This window comes from Pseudomonas sp. ICMP 8385, from assembly GCF_002699915.1.
In the GTDB taxonomy this organism is placed as follows: domain Bacteria; phylum Pseudomonadota; class Gammaproteobacteria; order Pseudomonadales; family Pseudomonadaceae; genus Aquipseudomonas; species Aquipseudomonas gessardii.
Window position 1 is genome coordinate 304,554 of sequence record NZ_LKBY01000091.1, and the last position, 16,022, is coordinate 320,575.

Sequence of the window (16,022 nt, forward strand, 5' to 3'; positions counted from 1 at the left end):
GATGAATACCGTTTACAGCGATGGTGTTTACATAGGCAAGGCAAAAAACGACAGGCCGGACTCCCGGCAACCCGGAGTTGCCAACACCCTGCGGGGTGTGCAGGCATGAACCTGTTCAACCTGCGCCGCCCGGCACCGAGCCTGGATGATCTGCTCCTGGGCGCGAAAACCCCGATGCTGTGCGATGAGTTTTCCAGCCAATCCCTGATGCCCACCGTGGCCCGGCCACCTCAGGTCTTCGTTCGTGGCCAGGGTTCCTGGTTGTGGGACAGCGAAGGCCGTGCCTACCTGGACTTTACCCAGGGTGGCGCTGCCAACAGCCTTGGCCACAGCCCTTCGGTGCTGGTGCGCGCGCTGGCCGACCAGGCGCAGGCGCTGATCAACCCTGGCATAGGGCTGCACAACCGCAGCCAACTAAACCTGGTAGACCGCCTGTGCCACAGCACCGGCAGCGACCAGGCCTACCTGCTTAACAGCGGGGCAGAAGCCTGCGAGGCGGCCATCAAGCTGGCGCGCAAGTGGGGCCAACGGCATCGTGGCGGCGCCTATCGCATCATTACCGCCAGCCACGCTTGCCACGGCCGCAGCCTGGCGACACGGGCGGCTTCTGGTGACAATTGTTTCGAGCCGCAACTGCCGGGCTTCTGCCACGTACCGTTCAACGATCTGCCGGCCTTGCATGCCGCCGTCGACGCGCAAACCGTGGCGATTATGCTGGAGCCGATCCAGGGCGACGCCGGCGTCATTCCGGCCACCGAGCATTACCTCAAGGGGGTGGAGCGGCTGTGCCGAGAGCTGGGCATTCTGCTGATCCTTGACGAAGTGCAGACCGGGATGGGCCGTTGCGCTACCTTGCTGGCCGAACAACACTACGGCGTGCGCGCCGACATCGTGGCCCTGGGCAAAGGCCTGGGCGGCGGAGTGCCATTGGCTGCGCTGCTGGCCCGCGGCACAGCCTGCTGCTTTGAACCCGGTGAGCTGGAAGGCACCCATCACGGCAATGCCCTGATGGCGGCAGCCGGCGTTGCCGTGCTCGATAGCGTGCTGGGTCACGGCTTCCTCGAACACGTGCGTGATACCGGCCAGTACCTGGGCGAAGGCCTGGCGCGCCTTGCCCACCGCTATGGCCAGGGCGAGCTGCGGGGCCAGGGCCTGTTGTGGGGCCTGAGTTTGTCAGATGATTCGGCGGATGCCGTGGTAAAGGCGGCACTGTATGAAGGCCTGATCCTTAATGCCCCCCAACCCGACTGCCTGCGCTTTACCCCGGCGCTGACGTTAAGCAAGAGCAATATTGACGAAATGCTACTGCGTCTGGCCCGTGCCTTTTCCCGCGTGCACACCGCTCAATTGCAATGCCGCAAGGGCATCGCTGTTTAACCCTTATTTCTGAACCGTCTCGCGGTATACGCGGCGCCTCCAGCCTGATTCTTTTGGCTGGGGGCGTTTTTTTGTGTGTCATTTTTGGATTGAAAAGGAGGCTTGAGATCCGTCGAAAAAAATGGCTTTTTAGCGGGCGCCGGCAGGGAGTGCCGGTAGGGTGCAGAGATTTTTGTGTGTGCCCTATTTCTAATATCTACCACTGAGTGGTATGTTTATGGGGAAGGGATGCCTATGAAGCTCAGACTGTTCAAAAGCCGGCATTTTGCTGATGCCGCCAGCAAAGCCTGGATCTGCGATTCGGAGTTGGGAGAGGCATTTGGCGAAATGCTCAGGGGCCAAGCGGATAACTTGGGCGGTGGCGTCTGGAAGAAACGCCTCAATCACAACCGGCATCGTTCCATCGTTTTGGCAAAGGGCAGGCATTACTGGGTTTATCAGTTTCTGTTCGCCAAGCAAGATCAAAGCAATATCAGCCACAAGGAATTGGCTGGGTTTAGGGCATTGGCAAAGGCCTATGAAGGCTTGAACGAAATACAGATCCAGCAATTACTGGATCTCAGGGAGTTTGTGGAGATACATCATGAGCAAAAAATATGAAAGTGAAGCGCTGGAATCCATTCACCAATCGGCCAGCGCGCTGCATTCGATCGGTGCCATCAGCAAGACCACCCTTCGGGAGTTCGATGAGCTATGCATTGCGCCTGTGCCGGCGCAGATACCTGCCGCCCAGATCAAGCAGCTGCGCGAACGTAGCCATGTCAGCCAGCCAGTGTTCGCCCGCTACCTGAACACCAGCGCCTCGACAGTCAAGCAATGGGAATCCGGCGAGAAGCAGCCCAGCGGCATGGCGCTCAAGTTGCTGAGCATCGTGCAAAAGCACGGGTTGGAGATCCTCGCCTGAGGAGGATGGCCCGGTGCCAGATTCCACTGAACCCTCACGCGCGGCCAGGGTCGATTAGCTGTACGGCTCACACGAGCCGATTTTTTGGAGCTGACCCATGGACTTCATTCGTATCATCATCGCCATCCTGGTCCCGCCATTGGGTGTGTTCCTGCAAGTGGGCTTCGCCGGCGCGTTCTGGCTGAATCTCCTGTTGACCCTGTGCGGCTACATCCCGGGCATCGTGCATGCGGTGTACATCATCGCCAAGCGCTGAGCCGTCAGCCTTTGGCGATCAGCCGCGAGTTGCGCTCATTGCGAAAGGCCAGTTGCTCGATGGTCTGTGTGGCGTGCTCGGCTTCGAGCCGGGCATTGAGGATGATGCCGTGATCGGCGGATTTGCTGCACACCGGGTCGGCGTTGCTGGCGTCGCCGGTCAGCATGAACGCCTGGCAGCGGCAGCCGCCGAAGTCCTTTTCTTTCTCGTCGCATGAGCGGCACGGCTCGGGCATCCAGTCGTAGCCGCGAAAGCGGTTGAAGCCAAACGAGTCGTACCAGATGTGCTGCATGCTGTGGTCGCGCACATTGGGAAACTGCACCGGCATCTGTCGGGCACCGTGACAAGGTAGGGCGGTGCCGTCTGGAGTGACTGTCAGAAAGATACTGCCCCAGCCATTCATACAGGCCTTCGGGCGTTCCTCGTAGTAGTCCGGTGTGACAAAGATCAGCTTGCAGGGGTGGCCTTCGGCTTGCAGCTTGGCGCGGTATTCGTTGGTGATGCGCTCGGCGCGGGTCAGTTGTGCCTGGGTGGGTAGCAGGCCGACGCGGTTGAGCTGGGCCCAGCCATAGAACTGGCAGGTGGCGAGCTCGACAAAGTCTGCTTCCAGGGCGATACACAGCTCGATGATGCGGTCGATCTGGTCGATATTGTGTCGATGAGTGACGAAGTTCAGCACCATCGGATAGCCATGGGCTTTGACCGCCCGGGCCATTTCCAGCTTCTGCGCGAAGGCTTTTTTGGAGCCGGCCAGCAGGTTGTTCACCTGTTCGTCGCTGGCCTGGAAGCTGATCTGGATATGGTCCAGGCCGGCTTTCTTGAAGTCGCTGATCTTCTGCTCGGTCAGGCCGATGCCGGAGGTGATCAGGTTGGTATAGAACCCCAGCTTGCGGGCTTCACTGATCAGCTCGGCAAGGTCCTGGCGCACCAGCGGCTCACCGCCGGAAAACCCCAGTTGTGCCGCACCCATCTCCCGGGCCTCGCGAAACACCTTGATCCACTGTTCGGTGCTCAACTCCTTGCCTTGTTCGGCGAAGTCCAGCGGGTTGGAGCAATACGGGCACTGCAGCGGGCAGCGGTAGGTCAGCTCGGCGAGCAACCAGAGCGGCAGGCCAATCTCGGGCTTGTCAGGCAAGTTCGATCCAGTGCTGTGCACGTGCGACCTCCATGAATTGCTCGATGTCTTCCCCGAGTTCGGGCACGCCGGGGAATTGCCGCTCCAGCTCGCCAATGATCGCCGCCACACTGCGCTCACCGTCGATCAAGCCACTAATCAATGCGGCACTGTCGTTGAGCTTGATCATGCCTTCGGGGTACAGCAGCACGTGGCCCTTTTGCGCCGGCTCGTACTGGTAGCGATAGCCCTGGCGCCACGTCGGTTTTTTGCTGCGATCGAAACTCATAGGGTGATCCCTTTATGCCAGACCCGCTGCGCGGTCACGCTGTGATAAGGCGGGCGGTTCAGTTCGTAGGCCATGCTCATGGCATCGAGCATGCTCCACAGGATGTCCAGTTTGAACTGGAGAATCTCCAGCATCCGCTCCTGGCCGGCGCGGGTGGTGTAGTGCGCCAAGGTGATCGCCAGCCCGTGCTCGACATCACGCCGGGCCTGGCCCAGGCGGGTGCGGAAATACTCGTAGCCGGCGGGGTCGATCCACGGGTAATGCTGGGGCCAGCTGTCGAGGCGAGATTGGTGGATCTGCGGGGCGAACAGCTCAGTCAGTGAGCTGCTGGCGGCTTCCTGCCAACTGGCCCGGCGGGCGAAATTGACGTAGGCATCGACGGCAAACCGCACGCCGGGTAGCACCAGTTCCTGGGAGCGCAGTTGATCCGGGTCCAGGCCCACGGCCTGGCCCAGGCGCAGCCAGGCTTCGATGCCGCCGTCTTCGCCGGGGGCGCCGTCATGGTCGAGCAGGCGCTGGATCCACTCGCGGCGGATTTCCCGGTCCGGGCAGTTGGCCAGGATCGCGGCGTCCTTCAGCGGAATGTTCACCTGGTAGTAGAAGCGGTTGGCGACCCAGCCCTGGATCTGCTCGCGGGTGGCCCGGCCGTCATACATCGCCACGTGGTAGGGGTGATGGATATGGTAGAAGGCGCCCTTGGCCCGCAAGGCCTGTTCAAAGTCGGCGGGGCTCAGCGGTGTATCGGTCATTGGGGCTCTCCTACAGTTCAATGCTCATGCCGTCGTAGGCTACTTCTACATTGCGCCGCGCCAACTCGGCGCGCTCGGCGGAGTCTTCGTCGAGGATCGGGTTGGTGTTGTTGATGTGGATAAGCACTTTGCGCTGCCGGGGCAGTTGCTCCAGCACTTCCAGCATGCCGCCGGGGCCGTTCTGTGCCAGGTGGCCCATTTCGCGGCCGGTGCGGGTGCCGACGCCACGGCGCTGCATTTCATCGTCATCCCACATCGTACCGTCCACCAGCAGGCAGTCGCTGTCGGCCATGATTTCCAACAGCGGCGCGTCCACCTTGCCCAGGCCGGGGGCGTAGAACAGTTTGCCGCCGGTGCGTAGGTCTTCGACGATCAGGCCGATATTGTCACCGGGGTGCGGGTCGAACCGATGGGGCGAGTAGGGTGGCGCGGCACTGCGCAGGGGCAGCGGGGTGAAGCGCAGGTTGGGGCAGGCGGGAATGGTGAAGCTGGTATCCAGCTCGATGCGCTGCCAATTCAGGCCGCCATTCCAGTGGGCCAACATGCTAAACAACGGGAAACCGGTGCTCAGGTCTTCATGGACCATATCGGTGCACCATACCTGGTGCGGGCAGCCTTCGCGCAAGCTGAGCAGGCCGGTGGTGTGGTCGATCTGGCTGTCCATCAAGATGATTGCATTGATCCCGCTATCGCGCAGTGCGCGGCCGGGTTGCATCGGTGCAAAACCTTGCAGTTGCGCGCGGATATCCGGCGAGGCGTTGCACAGCACCCAGTTCACGCCATCGTCGGACAGGGCGATGGACGATTGGGTGCGGGCCTGGGCCCGCAGGCTGCCATCGCGAAAACCGGCGCAGTTCACGCAGTTGCAGTTCCACTGCGGGAAACCACCACCGGCGGCAGAACCTAGAATCTGGACAAACATCGCCGCTCCTTCACACAAGACTCAAAATAAAAACGCCCCGGCGAGCCGAGGCGTTGCATTGCAATACAAAAGCAATCAGCGGCTGGCGAAGTACATGGTGACTTCAAAACCGATACGCAGATCAGTGTAAGCAGGTTTGGACCAGGTCATATTCAAACTCCTACGAAGGGATGGGACGTTTACTACCAAGTAATACATATAGTCCACCTCCAGGCGGAGATGTTCAGATGTGTGGTGCAATATTACGCATTTCTCCTCAAGCTAGCGCTGTCTTGGTGGAAAAAGCCTGTTGCAACATCGGCAACGATCAACGCTGTCTTACTGGAAAGCGCCCACTGCTGCGCCATTGGCCAGGCATTGCCAGCCGCCAGCGGCCTGGTTGAGGCGCTGCGCCGCATCGATCAGGTGCTGGCGTGTGCGGGTCTGGATCAACTGTTGCAGTGGCTCAAGATAGTCCGCGCCATGCCCGGCCAAGTGCGCCTGCCAGAGCAGTTCGGCAGCTTGGGTGGTGGGCAGTGTCTGTGGCGAAAACTGCTGGGCCAGGGTCGTATTGCCCAGGTCTTCGCTGCCCTTGATCAAGGCGGGCAGTTGCTTGAGAAAGGCCAGGATAGAGTCGAGCACTCCTGCAAGCGCCACATTGGGCGACTGCACGCCAAACAGTAGGCCGGTTTGCCCATTGAGTTGTCGGATACCGCTGAATACGGCGTAGCCCACTTGCAACTCGACGCGTAGGCGCTGGTAAAACGGGGTCTGGGCCAGGTGTGCGAGCAATCGCCAGTCGGCCTCGTCGGCGAGGGACTGGCTCGGTGCCGGGCAAAACAGCAGCAAGGCGGCTTCGTTGCCGTCGGTTGCTACGGTTTGCCAGCGATGCTGGCCGTTGATGGGCTGGGTTTTATGTCCACTCTCGGCACATTGTCCGGGCAGACGTGCCGCCGCATTGTTGATCGCCATTTCGCACGCCGCCGGCAGGCCCATGCCCAGGCCTTGCCAGCGGGCGGTGGCCCAGAGATCGGGTGACGCGTTGACATCCGCGCTGCGCCCGGTGTCGGCCATGCAGGTTGGCAATGCCTTGAGCAACTCGCGAATGGCCATCTGTGGCGGCGGACTGCTGGGCGCCTGTTGCCAAAGGTCGGGTTGGGCCAGGTCGCGTGCCAGTTGCTCGACGATGGCGGGCATCGGTTCATGCAGCCCGCTCATTTTCAGCAGCCAGTCATTGCCTGCGGCTTCAAAGGATAATTCCACGCCGGCCTGACGGGCGTTGGTCTGCAGCGCTTGCAGGGGGTTGCCCAGGCAAGGCGCGGGCGAGTTCAGTTGCCAGCGTAGGTAAAGGGCGCCTTCGTCGCTATCGGCGGGCAACGCTTGGCTGAACGACAGGCCTGGCAGTTCGCGCCGGCCACGGGAGCGATCCTGGGCAAAGGTCCGCAAGCCGCGATGGGCGCTGGTCTGGCCGCGAATCAGTCCGGGGCGCTGTTTCTGGGGGGCTTGTTGCAGGAATGGATTACCCGGCGGCAGTTGCCAGGCCTGTTGCGTGGGCGCCGATTGCAGCGTGTTCAGCAGGTTCTTGAGGGCTTGGCAATGCGGCTCGGACACCTGCGTTGCGAGGTTTTCACTGTCCTGGCGGGCCAGGGCCAAGGCGCCACTGATTTGCCGCTGGCGGTCGATCAGAAGGGCATACTCTTCGCGCAGCCCAGTCCAGTCGCTGTCGGCGAAAAAGCGCAACCAGTCATTTAAGAGCCCTTCGATTGCTTGGGGCTGCTGCGAACCCTGGGGTTGCAGGGTGAATCCGATATCCAGCAGCGCCTGCCCGGCGAACAGGTACAGCACCCTGGCGTGCAGCGCGCTTGCCCAGCCCCGTGCTTGCAACTCGGCGAGCAAACCACCGGGGGCCGTGGCATTCAGCCAGGTGCAGAGGAACTCCAGGGCTTCGCGGGGCGCGTTGCAGGCAATGAGGTGATGCAGTTGCTGCTTATGGAGGTATTGATAGCGATGGTTATCGTCGCCCATCAATGCCGGCGGTGCCTGTTGCAGGCGTCGCGGGCCTGCCCGCAGGCTATCGGCAAAGTGCTGGGCCAAGGCTTGCAGCTCTTGCAACGACTGGGGGCCGGCAAGGCTCAAGGTCATTTGCCCGCTTTGATAGAAGTCCTGATAGAACCCTCGCAGCCCTTGTTGGAAGTCCTCCCGTGGCACCGGCAGGCTGTCACGATTGCCCGCATGAAACCCCCGCAACGGATGCCCGGCAGCGAGGCCTTGGAGGATCGCCACCTGATGCTGTGCCTCGGCATCCTGGGACCAGGCGATAAACTCTGCTTGTAACACCTCACGCTCGCGCAGTTGCTCGTCCATGGCCAGGCGCGGATGAGCAAGCATATCGCCCAGGCGCTGCAGCGCGTCGCCAAACACCGGGGTGGGCACTTCAAAGAAGAAGTCGGTGGTGCGTTCGCGCGTGCTGGCGTTGACCTGCCCACCGTGGCGCTGCACGTAGGCCATCAAACCGTCCGTTGCAGGAAAAGCCTCGGTGCCGAGAAACAGCAGGTGCTCAAGAAAATGTGCCAGCCCCGGCCAGGCCAACGGCGCGTCATGGCTGCCGGCCGCTACCCGCAAGGCCGCTGCACAGCGCTTGAGACGTGGGGCATGACGCAGGGAAACCCGCAGGCCATTGGCCAGGGTCAGTTGCAAATGATGAGGGTGGGCCGGCACAGGCATGAGCACTTCCAGAACGTAGGAAGTGCCTATGCTAGCGCAAAGCGCGCTGATCAGTGCTTATGCAGCGCTGCGTAAAGCTCGGGGCGCCGGTCTGCCAGGTAGTGATTGGCCGCTTGCGCGTTGTGTATCACCTGGCGGTCGAGGGTGGCGACGATCAGCGCCTCATCCAGCCCCGCCTGGGCAACGCGTTGGCCATTCGGCGCGGCGATGCTGCTTTGCCCGCAATACTGGATCTGGTCTTCATGCCCGCAATAGTTGGCGTAGGCCACATAACACTGGTTTTCAAAGGCCCGTGCCCGCACGGTGACATCGGCGACGAAGTCGAAGGGCACCATGTTGGCCGTCGGCACCAGGATCAGCTCGGCACCGGCCAGGGCCAGGCGCCGGGTGTTTTCCGGGAACTCCAGGTCGTAGCAGATAAGGAACCCCAGCTTCCAGCCGTTCAACTCGACGATGGGGAATTCATCGCCGCCAGCGCTGAACATCGAGTGATCAAGGTCGCCGAACAGGTGCGTCTTGCGGTAGTTGCACAGGCGCTGGCCCCTGGCGTCGATCAGTTGCACGGCATTGTAGATCTGCCCATCCTCGGCCCGTTCCGGGTAGCCGTACAGAATTGCCAGGCCCGCGTTCTGAGCCAGTTCGGCAATGGTTTGTGCCGATTGCCCATCCTGCGCTTCGGCCAACGCGCCCACGGCTTCAACACCGATGTTGTAGCCGGTGAGGAACATCTCCGGCAGCACCAGCACATCTGCGTCGGACGCCTCATGGGCGACGGTATGCAGGCGCTTGAGATTGCCGGCCACATCCAGCGGCAATGGCGGGCATTGGTACAGGGCGACACGCATGGCTTGGCTCCTTATTCGGCCAGGGCGATAGGGCCGATCTCATCGAACACATCCCCAGGCCCCGGGTTTTGCGGGTGGGTGCTACCACCGAAGTGGGTCATGATGCCCCAAACTGCGTTCAGCGAGGTCTGCACTGCGCCTTCGACCCAGGCTGGGGTCCAGGATACGTCGTCGCCAGCGATGAAAATCCCGCGCTGCTCGGCTGGCATATCCTTTTGCATAAAGTGCGCGTACATGCGCTGGTTATAGCGGTAGTGGCCCGGCAACGCGCCCTTGAACGCGCCGAGGAAGTGCGGGTCGGCCTCCCAGGAAACCGTGATCGGGTCGCCAATGATGCGCGCCTTGATATCGACTTTCGGGTAGATTTTTTTCAGCGCATCAAGGGCCAGCTTCACCCGTTTATCGATGGGCTGCGGCAGCATTTTCAGGGCGTCGCTCATCCACGAGTAAGACAGGCAAATGACCCCCGGCTTGTCGTCGCCGTTGTCGAACAGGTAGGTGCCGCGGGTCAGGCGGTCGGTGAGGGTCATGCTCATCAGGTCGCGGCCGGTTTCCGGGTCTTTGTCCTTCCAGAAAGGCCGGTCGACCATGACAAAGGTTTTCGACGACTGCATATAGCGCGTGCGGTCCAGGGCCATCCACATTTTTTGCGAGAACAGGCTTTCGTCGCATTCGATCTGGGTAGTCAGCAGCCAGCTCTGGCAGGTGGTCAGCACGGCGGCGTATTCCCGGGTGTCGCCGTAGTTGTCGGTGACCGCAAAACGCCCGTCGGCGGCATGGGCTATACGCTTGACCCCGGCCCGTGGCGCGCCATGGTGCAGGGAGCTGAGGCTGGTGCCGGCTGGCCAATGGGCGCAACGCTCTGGCACATGGCGCCAGATACCCATGGGCACCTGGGCCACGCCACCGACTACCAGGTGCTGGTGGTCGTCGCAGTTGGTCATCACCACGCGGAAGATTTCCAGCATCGAGTTGGGGAAGTCCGAGTCCCAGCCACCGGTGCCGAAGCCCACCTGGCCGAACACTTCGCGGTGATGGAACGACAGCTTGGCGAACGCCTTGGACGTGGCGACGAAGTCGTAGAACGTGCGGTCGTCCCACAGCGGCACCAGGGTGTTCCACAGCGCCTTGAGGCGTGGCACATCGCGGTCGCGGATGGCTTGCTGGATATCGCTGAACTGCGAGCCGGCTTCCAGGGCATCGGCCCAGGCGTCAGCCACTTCCTGGAACAGTGCAGGAAGGTCGGCGAGTTTCTGTGCGTAATGGGTCTGGCCTTCCAGGTCGATCACGGTACTGCCGGAGGCCGGCGTCAACGGGTTGGGGAAGGGCTTGGTCTCCAGGCCCAGCTTATCCACATAGTGGTAGAACGCCGTCGACGACACCGGGAAGCGCATGCCGCCCAGTTCGGCGATGATGCCTTCGGCCCCTTCAAAAGCCTGGGAGCGCAGGCGCCCGCCCATTTTCGAGGCCTCGTACACCACTGGCTTGAGGCCCAGCTTCATCAGCTCGTAGGCGGCCACCAGCCCGGCAATACCCGCCCCGACAATCGCCACTTCGGCCCCATGGCTGGCGGCAGGAATACTGCCCAGCCCGGCGGGGTGCTCGATCCAGTCATCGAAGGCGAACGGGAAATCCGGGCCAAAGATGGTGATGGGTTTTTTACCGTCTGCAGGGTGGCGATTGTTCTTGTGGGTGGCGTTCATGGCTGACCTTGCTGGCAACTGCACGGGGCACGGCCCGTGAAGTATAGGAAAAGATGGCAGCCATTCTAGGGAGCGTAGCGCTCGTTAATAAGACGCAATGTGTCGTCGAATTGAATTGTTTTTAGTCGAAATGACGAAATTGGCGGTCAGATTGGCTGGCCGCGATCCAATTTGTTACTGAGGATGATCGAGGTGGTGGTCTTTTCTACCCCATCGACACTGCCAATCTGGTCCAGCAGTTGATCCAACTGCTCCGGCGAATCGGTGCGCAGCCAGGCCACATAGTCAAACTCCCCACTGACCGCACACAACTGCTGGACCTGGGCCATGGCGCTGAGGCGACGCAGCACTTCCTTGCCGGAGCGCGGTTGCACCGTGATCCCCACATACGCCTGCAACCCCCCATCCACCACGCGCTGGCCAAGACGCACGCCATAGCCAGTGATCACCTGGGTCTTTTCCAGGCGCGCCAGGCGCGAGGTCACGGTGGTGCGGGCAATCCCCAGTTGGCGAGCGAGCATGGCCACGCTTTCGCGGGCGTTGAGCTGCAAGGCGGCGATCAACTGGCGGTCGATTTCATCAAGGACGGGAGGGCGGGTAGCGGACAAGTTGGGCTCCGGCGCGGATGGCAGTGGGGGAGCATGTTACAGGCTCATGGCCAGTGGTGCCTGGGGTGACTGGCAGAAACGCAAAAGCCGCGCAGTGCGCGGCTTTCAGAGATGGTGGGCCCAGTAGGACTCGAACCGTTATGTGGTGCGTGAATTGTTCGTCCGGATACTGTCCGTCCGGTCTTGATCTTGTCAATCGTCAGTAGACACTGGGGAATGCTGGCGTTCATTTATTGTCGTGTCATATTTCTATAAATACAACCCGAGTGTTGTATTTATACGACTTCCTATCATTCCATCCTTCAGAGATGGGCTGAGCGGACTTAGGGAGAGATTGAGCCTGTGCGGTTGGCTACCCCTGCAGCGTACTGAGCCGATCCTAGCCCCTGTTGGGATGGTTGTTTTGACTACGCCCACCAGGCTTCATGCGGAGCGCTTTTGGATCAGATTCAGCAGCAATTGGCCATCGGGCATGGGAGACATCGTGCGCAAGAAGACGACATTTTTCTGTACCGCTTTCTTGATCTCCGCAGCCGAAATCGGCTTATCCAAGATGGTGAAATCCATCAGTCGCTGAAAATGGCACTCTTCGAGATAGCCGTGATGCTCACGTTTTTCAGTTTCGCCAGTACCTTGGCCGAAGGCGACGATCCCCTTGCCATTTTCGTACAAGAAGACCACGTCACCTTTCTTTATACGGTCAATGTTGTACTTCCAAGGGGCATAAAAAGCTGCTGCGCTACCCTCGCTCAGCATACGGTCATGGTCTTCCAATGAGTGACGCTTGTTCGTATTCAGAAGGTGGAAGCTCGACGGTTCGAGTAACTCGATGTCTACTGCCGCCTGCTCTTTGTCATCAAGCTTCAGAGCCGCCTTGGCAGCTTCAACCCCCTTCTCTAGCAGTTTCAGCATTGTCTCCTGGCGACTCAGATCGAGCTGATCAGCCAGACCTTCGATAAATGAGTAGAGCTCCTTGGGCATGCGGATAGATGCGGACGCCAGGTCATTCTTCGTCTTTGCTGCGTTTTCGATGAGCGAAATAATGTCGTTCATGGGATGGATCTCCTGTCAGATGCTAAGAAGCATCCCATAGCAATAAAATAAAAGCAATTATTGCTTTTCTATAAAAGCATAAAAAGATTCTCGAAAAATGTAACCCAGTGCTCAGCGTTCATGCACGCTTAAACACGCTTACCAGTGAGCCTTCCATCGGACAAGTGATCCTGGGTGGGGCCAAACGGCAGCCAGCCGCTTTCTGTAGGTGTATATTCATACAGTGATTCGTATGCTATGCCCTGCGGGGGACGCTAGGCATAACGCTGAAAAGGTGCTTACATCAATGCTTAATGTCATGTCGCCACCAGCAAGGATGAGGATTTAACTTGGCCACTCTTACGGATAAAGAAATCGAAGCCCTGAAAATCGAGAATTTCATTTTTCACGTGGTGCATCATCGAGCCGATGATCCGATCCTTTTTGACGACACCCCCTTAAGCACCTTCGAGCCGTTCTTCATTGACCGCATCAAAGAAACCCTCAAGGGCAATAAATTCTCTTTCGCTGAAATATCTCAAGTAAAGGCCAAATTGAATAGTTGGGAAAAGGGCGAGTCGAATTTTGTCGATATCTCCAAGAGCTTGGCGCGGCAATTTCATCGCCTTGGTGATAAACGGATGAAGTCAGGCGTGTTGATTGTAATTGGTTTAATTACAGGGGCTAAAAAGTTTTATTCCTTAATCAAGTACGACTCTGAAAAAGTCGTGACATTTGAAACTAAGGGCGCCCAGGCAATACTTCAGGCAGTTACTAACAACTTTACTGAATCACCAAAAGCGTTGCAGAAATCAGCTCTTATTGATTTGGATTCCAAAGACTCAGAAGTAGTGATCATTGATAAAATGAGCCGCTCAGGAATCAGTGATTTCTTCAAAGAATTCCTGGGAGTAGAGCGCCTCCGGAACTCAAAGGAAATGACGGTAGATTTGGTTAAGGCAATCAAAAAAACTGTAAGGACACATCTGGGTGATCTGCCGCCTGCTATCACATCGAAGGTCGCTGAGAAAGTCGTTGAGATTGCGAAAAAGCGTAAAGACTTTGAAGTCGACGAATTCTTCACAGATTTTTTTGGCATCAATGGCCAAGATGAAATCCGAGCGACCTTTGACAAAGAATTGGAAAGCCTAAATTTGACTGGTGAGGTGTTCTCCTATGATGAGGAAGAGCTACCTACCAATGAGGCAAAGAAATACGTAACAAGTGAAGGCATAACCATCAATATGCCTGCGCGGGCAAAGGGAAGCTTAACTATAGAAAATGGAAAGGATGAAACTGTTATTACTATTCGTACAAGTCGCTTGCGTGAATCATGAAACAGCTAGCGCTGGAACTTCGCAGCTTCTTTGAGCGACTTACGGCGTCAGGTGGTTCTGCGCAGGTTGAAACTACGCATATTTTTCGAATTGATGAAGTAAGCGTTACATCTTCCGGGTTTGTTCGAGAATTGAAAGATCTTGCCCAGCGTGTTTGTTCTGTGGGCATCGGAAAGATGGAGCTTTTTGGAGAAGTTTCCGACAGCATCGAGATCAAAGATTTCGATTTGGAGGATGTGGAAAATGACAGACTGACAGTCATCTTGGAGAAGCCAACGGATGATGACTGGTGTTATTTCCTAACTTTAAAAGGTTTCGAAAACTGGTTGAGGACAAACCAATTTTCAGCACAGAACTCACAGAAAAAAATGTGCGTGTGGGTTGCAGGTGAAACCTTTGAATTTTCCACTCATCAGTTCCTAGTGAAAGAAATGGGTGGAGATAGAAATTTACCGACCGCCACTCAACATCCTGAAAAACCTTGGAAAATGGTACGGGATCTTACCCACTCCCTTACCCCCCCGTCGCTTGAGCCATGGCTGCTGACTGCTGAGCCAATTGCTGAAAGCGAACCTTTTACAGCCTGGAAACGCGTGGCGGTGGAAAAGCTTTCCTTTTGCTTGCCAGCCGAGATTCGCAAGGAAGATGATGAGGCTCATGTAATATTTCGAGGCGGGCGCTCACTCCCCATAGCTATAGACCAGCCTATTAACTGGGCTGATATCAATTTTGAGATGCTTCACGACACCTGCCAGTGGATCTACTCCACCCCTAGGGAGTGTGAAACGAAATTCCAACTTTTCAACAACCACATTGCTATCAACTGGAACAGTGGGACGACGTGGCCCTCTGGCTCAACGCCACTCTTAAAAAATAGCCTCTCGGGGGCCAAGGAAGCGTTCGCCTTTCATCTCCAGGATCAAAGCAAGGAGGCTGTCAAAAGCTTAGGGGATCTGCGCAAGGGTTTGCAGGACGAGGTTAATAAGACACAAACTGCGACAAGGGATTTAATATCAGCTCTTTGGCGTGATTTCGCGGTTGCGGGTGTTGTTTTAGCTCTCAAGACTCCGATAGCGACTGCAGGCGTGGCCGATACAGCTACCACGATTCTGTATCTTGGTGTCTCTGCACTTCTCATATTGAGCATAGTTATCAACACTCTATCAACCTTGCGTTTTAACAGTCTTGCTGACAGCAGTAGAGAAGGGTGGCGGAAGAAGATCTACAACTTTATGTCTGCCGAAGACTGGAAGCGCTTGGTTGAAAAACCTATATCGTCCGGACGCACCGTTTACTGGCTCGCTTGGACTGTGTGTTTCTGTCTATACGCAGCCATTGTTCACTACTTCCTATCGCTTGCGGCACCTAACTTTGTAGCGAATCACATCGATTATTATTTTTTCTGCGTCTGGAACTACATCGCCGCTTTTTTTTAGTAAAACTATAAATGCACCTACGGTTGAATCTTTATGGTGCAGTATTACTACGCGGATATTTAGAAGCTATGCCAGGAACCATTAGGGGCTTGCTTCCAAATCAGAAGATAGTCGGGTGAGGTAGGGGGCTATAGCCATCATTGTCCGCATTCCTTTGCTCAGTTTAATGTCCCCAAATAGGGCCATTAAGCCTAAAAATGATGGTTAATGTGCCTTATTGGGGACATTAAATATGTATCTCAGAGCAACATACCACTAGGGAAACTCTGAAAAAGACTTTCTGATTTGGCAAAATACCGCGACCCCACCCACCGAGTTTCCCGATGAAGCAGATGACCTTCGCCGACGCCGAGAGGAAACTCTGAAAAAGACTTTCTGATTTGGCAAAATACCGCGACCCCACCCACCGAGTTTCCCGATGAAGCAGATGACCTTCGCCGACGCCGAGTACGCTGGCAAGCGCAAGCAACCCCGCAAGGAGTTGTTCCTGATCGAGATGGATCGGGTGGTGCCGTGGAAGGGCTTGATTGCTTTGATCGAGCCACATTATCCGAAAGGACCCGCAAGGAGTTGTTCCTGATCGAGATGGATCGGGTGGTGCCGTGGAAGGGCTTGATTGCTTTGATCGAGCCACATTATCCGAAAGGTGAAGGGGGCCGTCCGGCCTACCCGTTGATGGCGATGCTGCGTGTGCATCTGCTGCAGAACTGGTTCGGCTACAGCGATCCAGCGATGGAGGAAGCGCTG

Annotated in this window: 16 protein-coding genes and 1 pseudogene; 7 read left to right on the forward strand and 10 right to left on the reverse strand. The window is 57.7% G+C overall.

The genetic code is table 11. The features are described 5' to 3' along the window. The first annotated feature begins 105 nt into the window (after window positions 1–105). From AO268_RS11135 to AO268_RS11150, 4 genes are all read left to right on the forward strand, one after another. The gene (locus AO268_RS11135; RefSeq protein WP_099168687.1) at window positions 106–1,377 is read left to right on the forward strand and encodes an aspartate aminotransferase family protein; all 1,272 of its coding nucleotides are present in this window, start codon (window positions 106–108) and stop codon (window positions 1,375–1,377) included. A 234-nt stretch (window positions 1,378–1,611) separates the two neighbouring features. Continuing rightward, window positions 1,612–1,977, forward strand: coding sequence for a type II toxin-antitoxin system RelE/ParE family toxin (locus tag AO268_RS11140; protein ID WP_076962256.1), 366 nt, complete (start codon window positions 1,612–1,614; stop codon window positions 1,975–1,977). Continuing rightward, complete coding sequence (locus tag AO268_RS11145) at window positions 1,961–2,281, forward strand: helix-turn-helix domain-containing protein (RefSeq protein WP_076962255.1); 321 nt, start codon at window positions 1,961–1,963, stop codon at window positions 2,279–2,281. Before AO268_RS11140 ends, AO268_RS11145 begins: the two co-directional genes overlap by 17 nt. Before the next feature lie 97 nt (window positions 2,282–2,378). Beyond that, window positions 2,379–2,537 carry a YqaE/Pmp3 family membrane protein gene (locus tag AO268_RS11150; RefSeq protein ID WP_076962254.1) on the forward strand — a complete coding sequence of 53 codons (159 nt, stop codon included), beginning with the start codon at window positions 2,379–2,381 and terminating at the stop codon, window positions 2,535–2,537. Between the two features lie 4 nt (window positions 2,538–2,541). Here AO268_RS11150 and pqqE read toward each other — a convergent pair whose 3' ends face one another. The 10 genes from pqqE to AO268_RS11200 all read right to left on the reverse strand — a co-directional run bounded on the left by pqqE (window position 2,542) and on the right by AO268_RS11200 (window position 12,523). Continuing rightward, entirely contained in the window at window positions 2,542–3,693 is a 1,152-nt protein-coding gene (gene pqqE, locus AO268_RS11155) for a pyrroloquinoline quinone biosynthesis protein PqqE (RefSeq protein WP_099168688.1), read from the reverse strand. Beyond that, the gene (pqqD, locus tag AO268_RS11160; protein ID WP_099168689.1) at window positions 3,665–3,940 is read right to left on the reverse strand and encodes a pyrroloquinoline quinone biosynthesis peptide chaperone PqqD; all 276 of its coding nucleotides are present in this window, start codon (window positions 3,938–3,940) and stop codon (window positions 3,665–3,667) included. Before pqqD ends, pqqE begins: the two co-directional genes overlap by 29 nt. After that, a complete protein-coding gene (gene pqqC / locus AO268_RS11165; RefSeq protein ID WP_076962251.1) occupies window positions 3,937–4,689 on the reverse strand; it encodes a pyrroloquinoline-quinone synthase PqqC in 753 nt (250 codons plus the stop codon). The genes pqqD and pqqC overlap by 4 nt, the downstream gene beginning before the upstream one ends. 10 nt (window positions 4,690–4,699) lie before the next feature. After that, window positions 4,700–5,611 carry a pyrroloquinoline quinone biosynthesis protein PqqB gene (gene pqqB, locus AO268_RS11170; protein WP_099168690.1) on the reverse strand — a complete coding sequence of 304 codons (912 nt, stop codon included), beginning with the start codon at window positions 5,609–5,611 and terminating at the stop codon, window positions 4,700–4,702. A 75-nt stretch (window positions 5,612–5,686) separates the two neighbouring features. Next, window positions 5,687–5,761, reverse strand: a complete 75-nt coding sequence (gene pqqA / locus AO268_RS11175; RefSeq protein WP_003194766.1) for a pyrroloquinoline quinone precursor peptide PqqA — start codon at window positions 5,759–5,761, stop codon at window positions 5,687–5,689. A 168-nt stretch (window positions 5,762–5,929) separates the two neighbouring features. Further along, window positions 5,930–8,314 (reverse strand): pyrroloquinoline quinone biosynthesis protein PqqF, encoded by a 2,385-nt coding sequence (gene pqqF, locus AO268_RS11180; protein ID WP_099168691.1) that lies wholly within the window; start codon window positions 8,312–8,314, stop codon window positions 5,930–5,932. 50 nt (window positions 8,315–8,364) lie between these two features. Then, window positions 8,365–9,159, reverse strand: coding sequence for a carbon-nitrogen hydrolase family protein (locus AO268_RS11185; RefSeq protein WP_099168692.1), 795 nt, complete (start codon window positions 9,157–9,159; stop codon window positions 8,365–8,367). A gap of 11 nt (window positions 9,160–9,170) precedes the next feature. Next, entirely contained in the window at window positions 9,171–10,862 is a 1,692-nt protein-coding gene (locus AO268_RS11190) for a flavin monoamine oxidase family protein (protein ID WP_099168693.1), read from the reverse strand. A gap of 146 nt (window positions 10,863–11,008) precedes the next feature. Continuing rightward, a complete protein-coding gene (locus AO268_RS11195) occupies window positions 11,009–11,470 on the reverse strand; it encodes an Lrp/AsnC family transcriptional regulator (RefSeq protein ID WP_076962246.1) in 462 nt (153 codons plus the stop codon). Window positions 11,471–11,893: 423 nt separating this feature from the next. Next, window positions 11,894–12,523: a hypothetical protein gene (locus AO268_RS11200; protein ID WP_034139560.1), complete on the reverse strand. Its 630-nt coding sequence runs from the start codon at window positions 12,521–12,523 to the stop codon at window positions 11,894–11,896. Between the two features lie 329 nt (window positions 12,524–12,852). Here AO268_RS11200 and AO268_RS11205 point away from each other — a divergent pair, with 329 nt between their 5' ends. The 3 genes and pseudogenes from AO268_RS11205 to AO268_RS11215 all read left to right on the forward strand — a co-directional run. After that, window positions 12,853–13,839, forward strand: a complete 987-nt coding sequence (locus AO268_RS11205) for a nucleoid-associated protein (protein ID WP_038443875.1) — start codon at window positions 12,853–12,855, stop codon at window positions 13,837–13,839. Then, window positions 13,836–15,275, forward strand: a complete 1,440-nt coding sequence (locus tag AO268_RS11210) for a hypothetical protein (protein WP_044271727.1) — start codon at window positions 13,836–13,838, stop codon at window positions 15,273–15,275. Before AO268_RS11205 ends, AO268_RS11210 begins: the two co-directional genes overlap by 4 nt. Window positions 15,276–15,693: 418 nt before the next feature. Continuing rightward, window positions 15,694–16,022 (forward strand): annotated as a pseudogene (locus tag AO268_RS11215) (transposase); the annotation flags it as partial.

Bases quoted from the DNA above. Each gene is read 5' to 3' on its own strand.
- AO268_RS11210 (WP_044271727.1), top strand. From the start codon at position 13,836: ATGAAACAGCTAGCGCTGGAACTTCGCAGCTTCTTTGAGCGACTTACG.
- AO268_RS11185 (WP_099168692.1), bottom strand. From the start codon at position 9,159: ATGCGTGTCGCCCTGTACCAATGCCCGCCATTGCCGCTGGATGTGGCC.
- pqqF (WP_099168691.1), bottom strand. From the start codon at position 8,314: ATGCCTGTGCCGGCCCACCCTCATCATTTGCAACTGACCCTGGCCAAT.
- AO268_RS11135 (WP_099168687.1), top strand. From the start codon at position 106: ATGAACCTGTTCAACCTGCGCCGCCCGGCACCGAGCCTGGATGATCTG.
- AO268_RS11145 (WP_076962255.1), top strand. From the start codon at position 1,961: ATGAGCAAAAAATATGAAAGTGAAGCGCTGGAATCCATTCACCAATCG.
- pqqB (WP_099168690.1), bottom strand. From the start codon at position 5,611: ATGTTTGTCCAGATTCTAGGTTCTGCCGCCGGTGGTGGTTTCCCGCAG.
- AO268_RS11190 (WP_099168693.1), bottom strand. From the start codon at position 10,862: ATGAACGCCACCCACAAGAACAATCGCCACCCTGCAGACGGTAAAAAA.
- AO268_RS11150 (WP_076962254.1), top strand. From the start codon at position 2,379: ATGGACTTCATTCGTATCATCATCGCCATCCTGGTCCCGCCATTGGGT.
- AO268_RS11200 (WP_034139560.1), bottom strand. From the start codon at position 12,523: ATGAACGACATTATTTCGCTCATCGAAAACGCAGCAAAGACGAAGAAT.
- AO268_RS11140 (WP_076962256.1), top strand. From the start codon at position 1,612: ATGAAGCTCAGACTGTTCAAAAGCCGGCATTTTGCTGATGCCGCCAGC.
- pqqD (WP_099168689.1), bottom strand. From the start codon at position 3,940: ATGAGTTTCGATCGCAGCAAAAAACCGACGTGGCGCCAGGGCTATCGC.
- pqqC (WP_076962251.1), bottom strand. From the start codon at position 4,689: ATGACCGATACACCGCTGAGCCCCGCCGACTTTGAACAGGCCTTGCGG.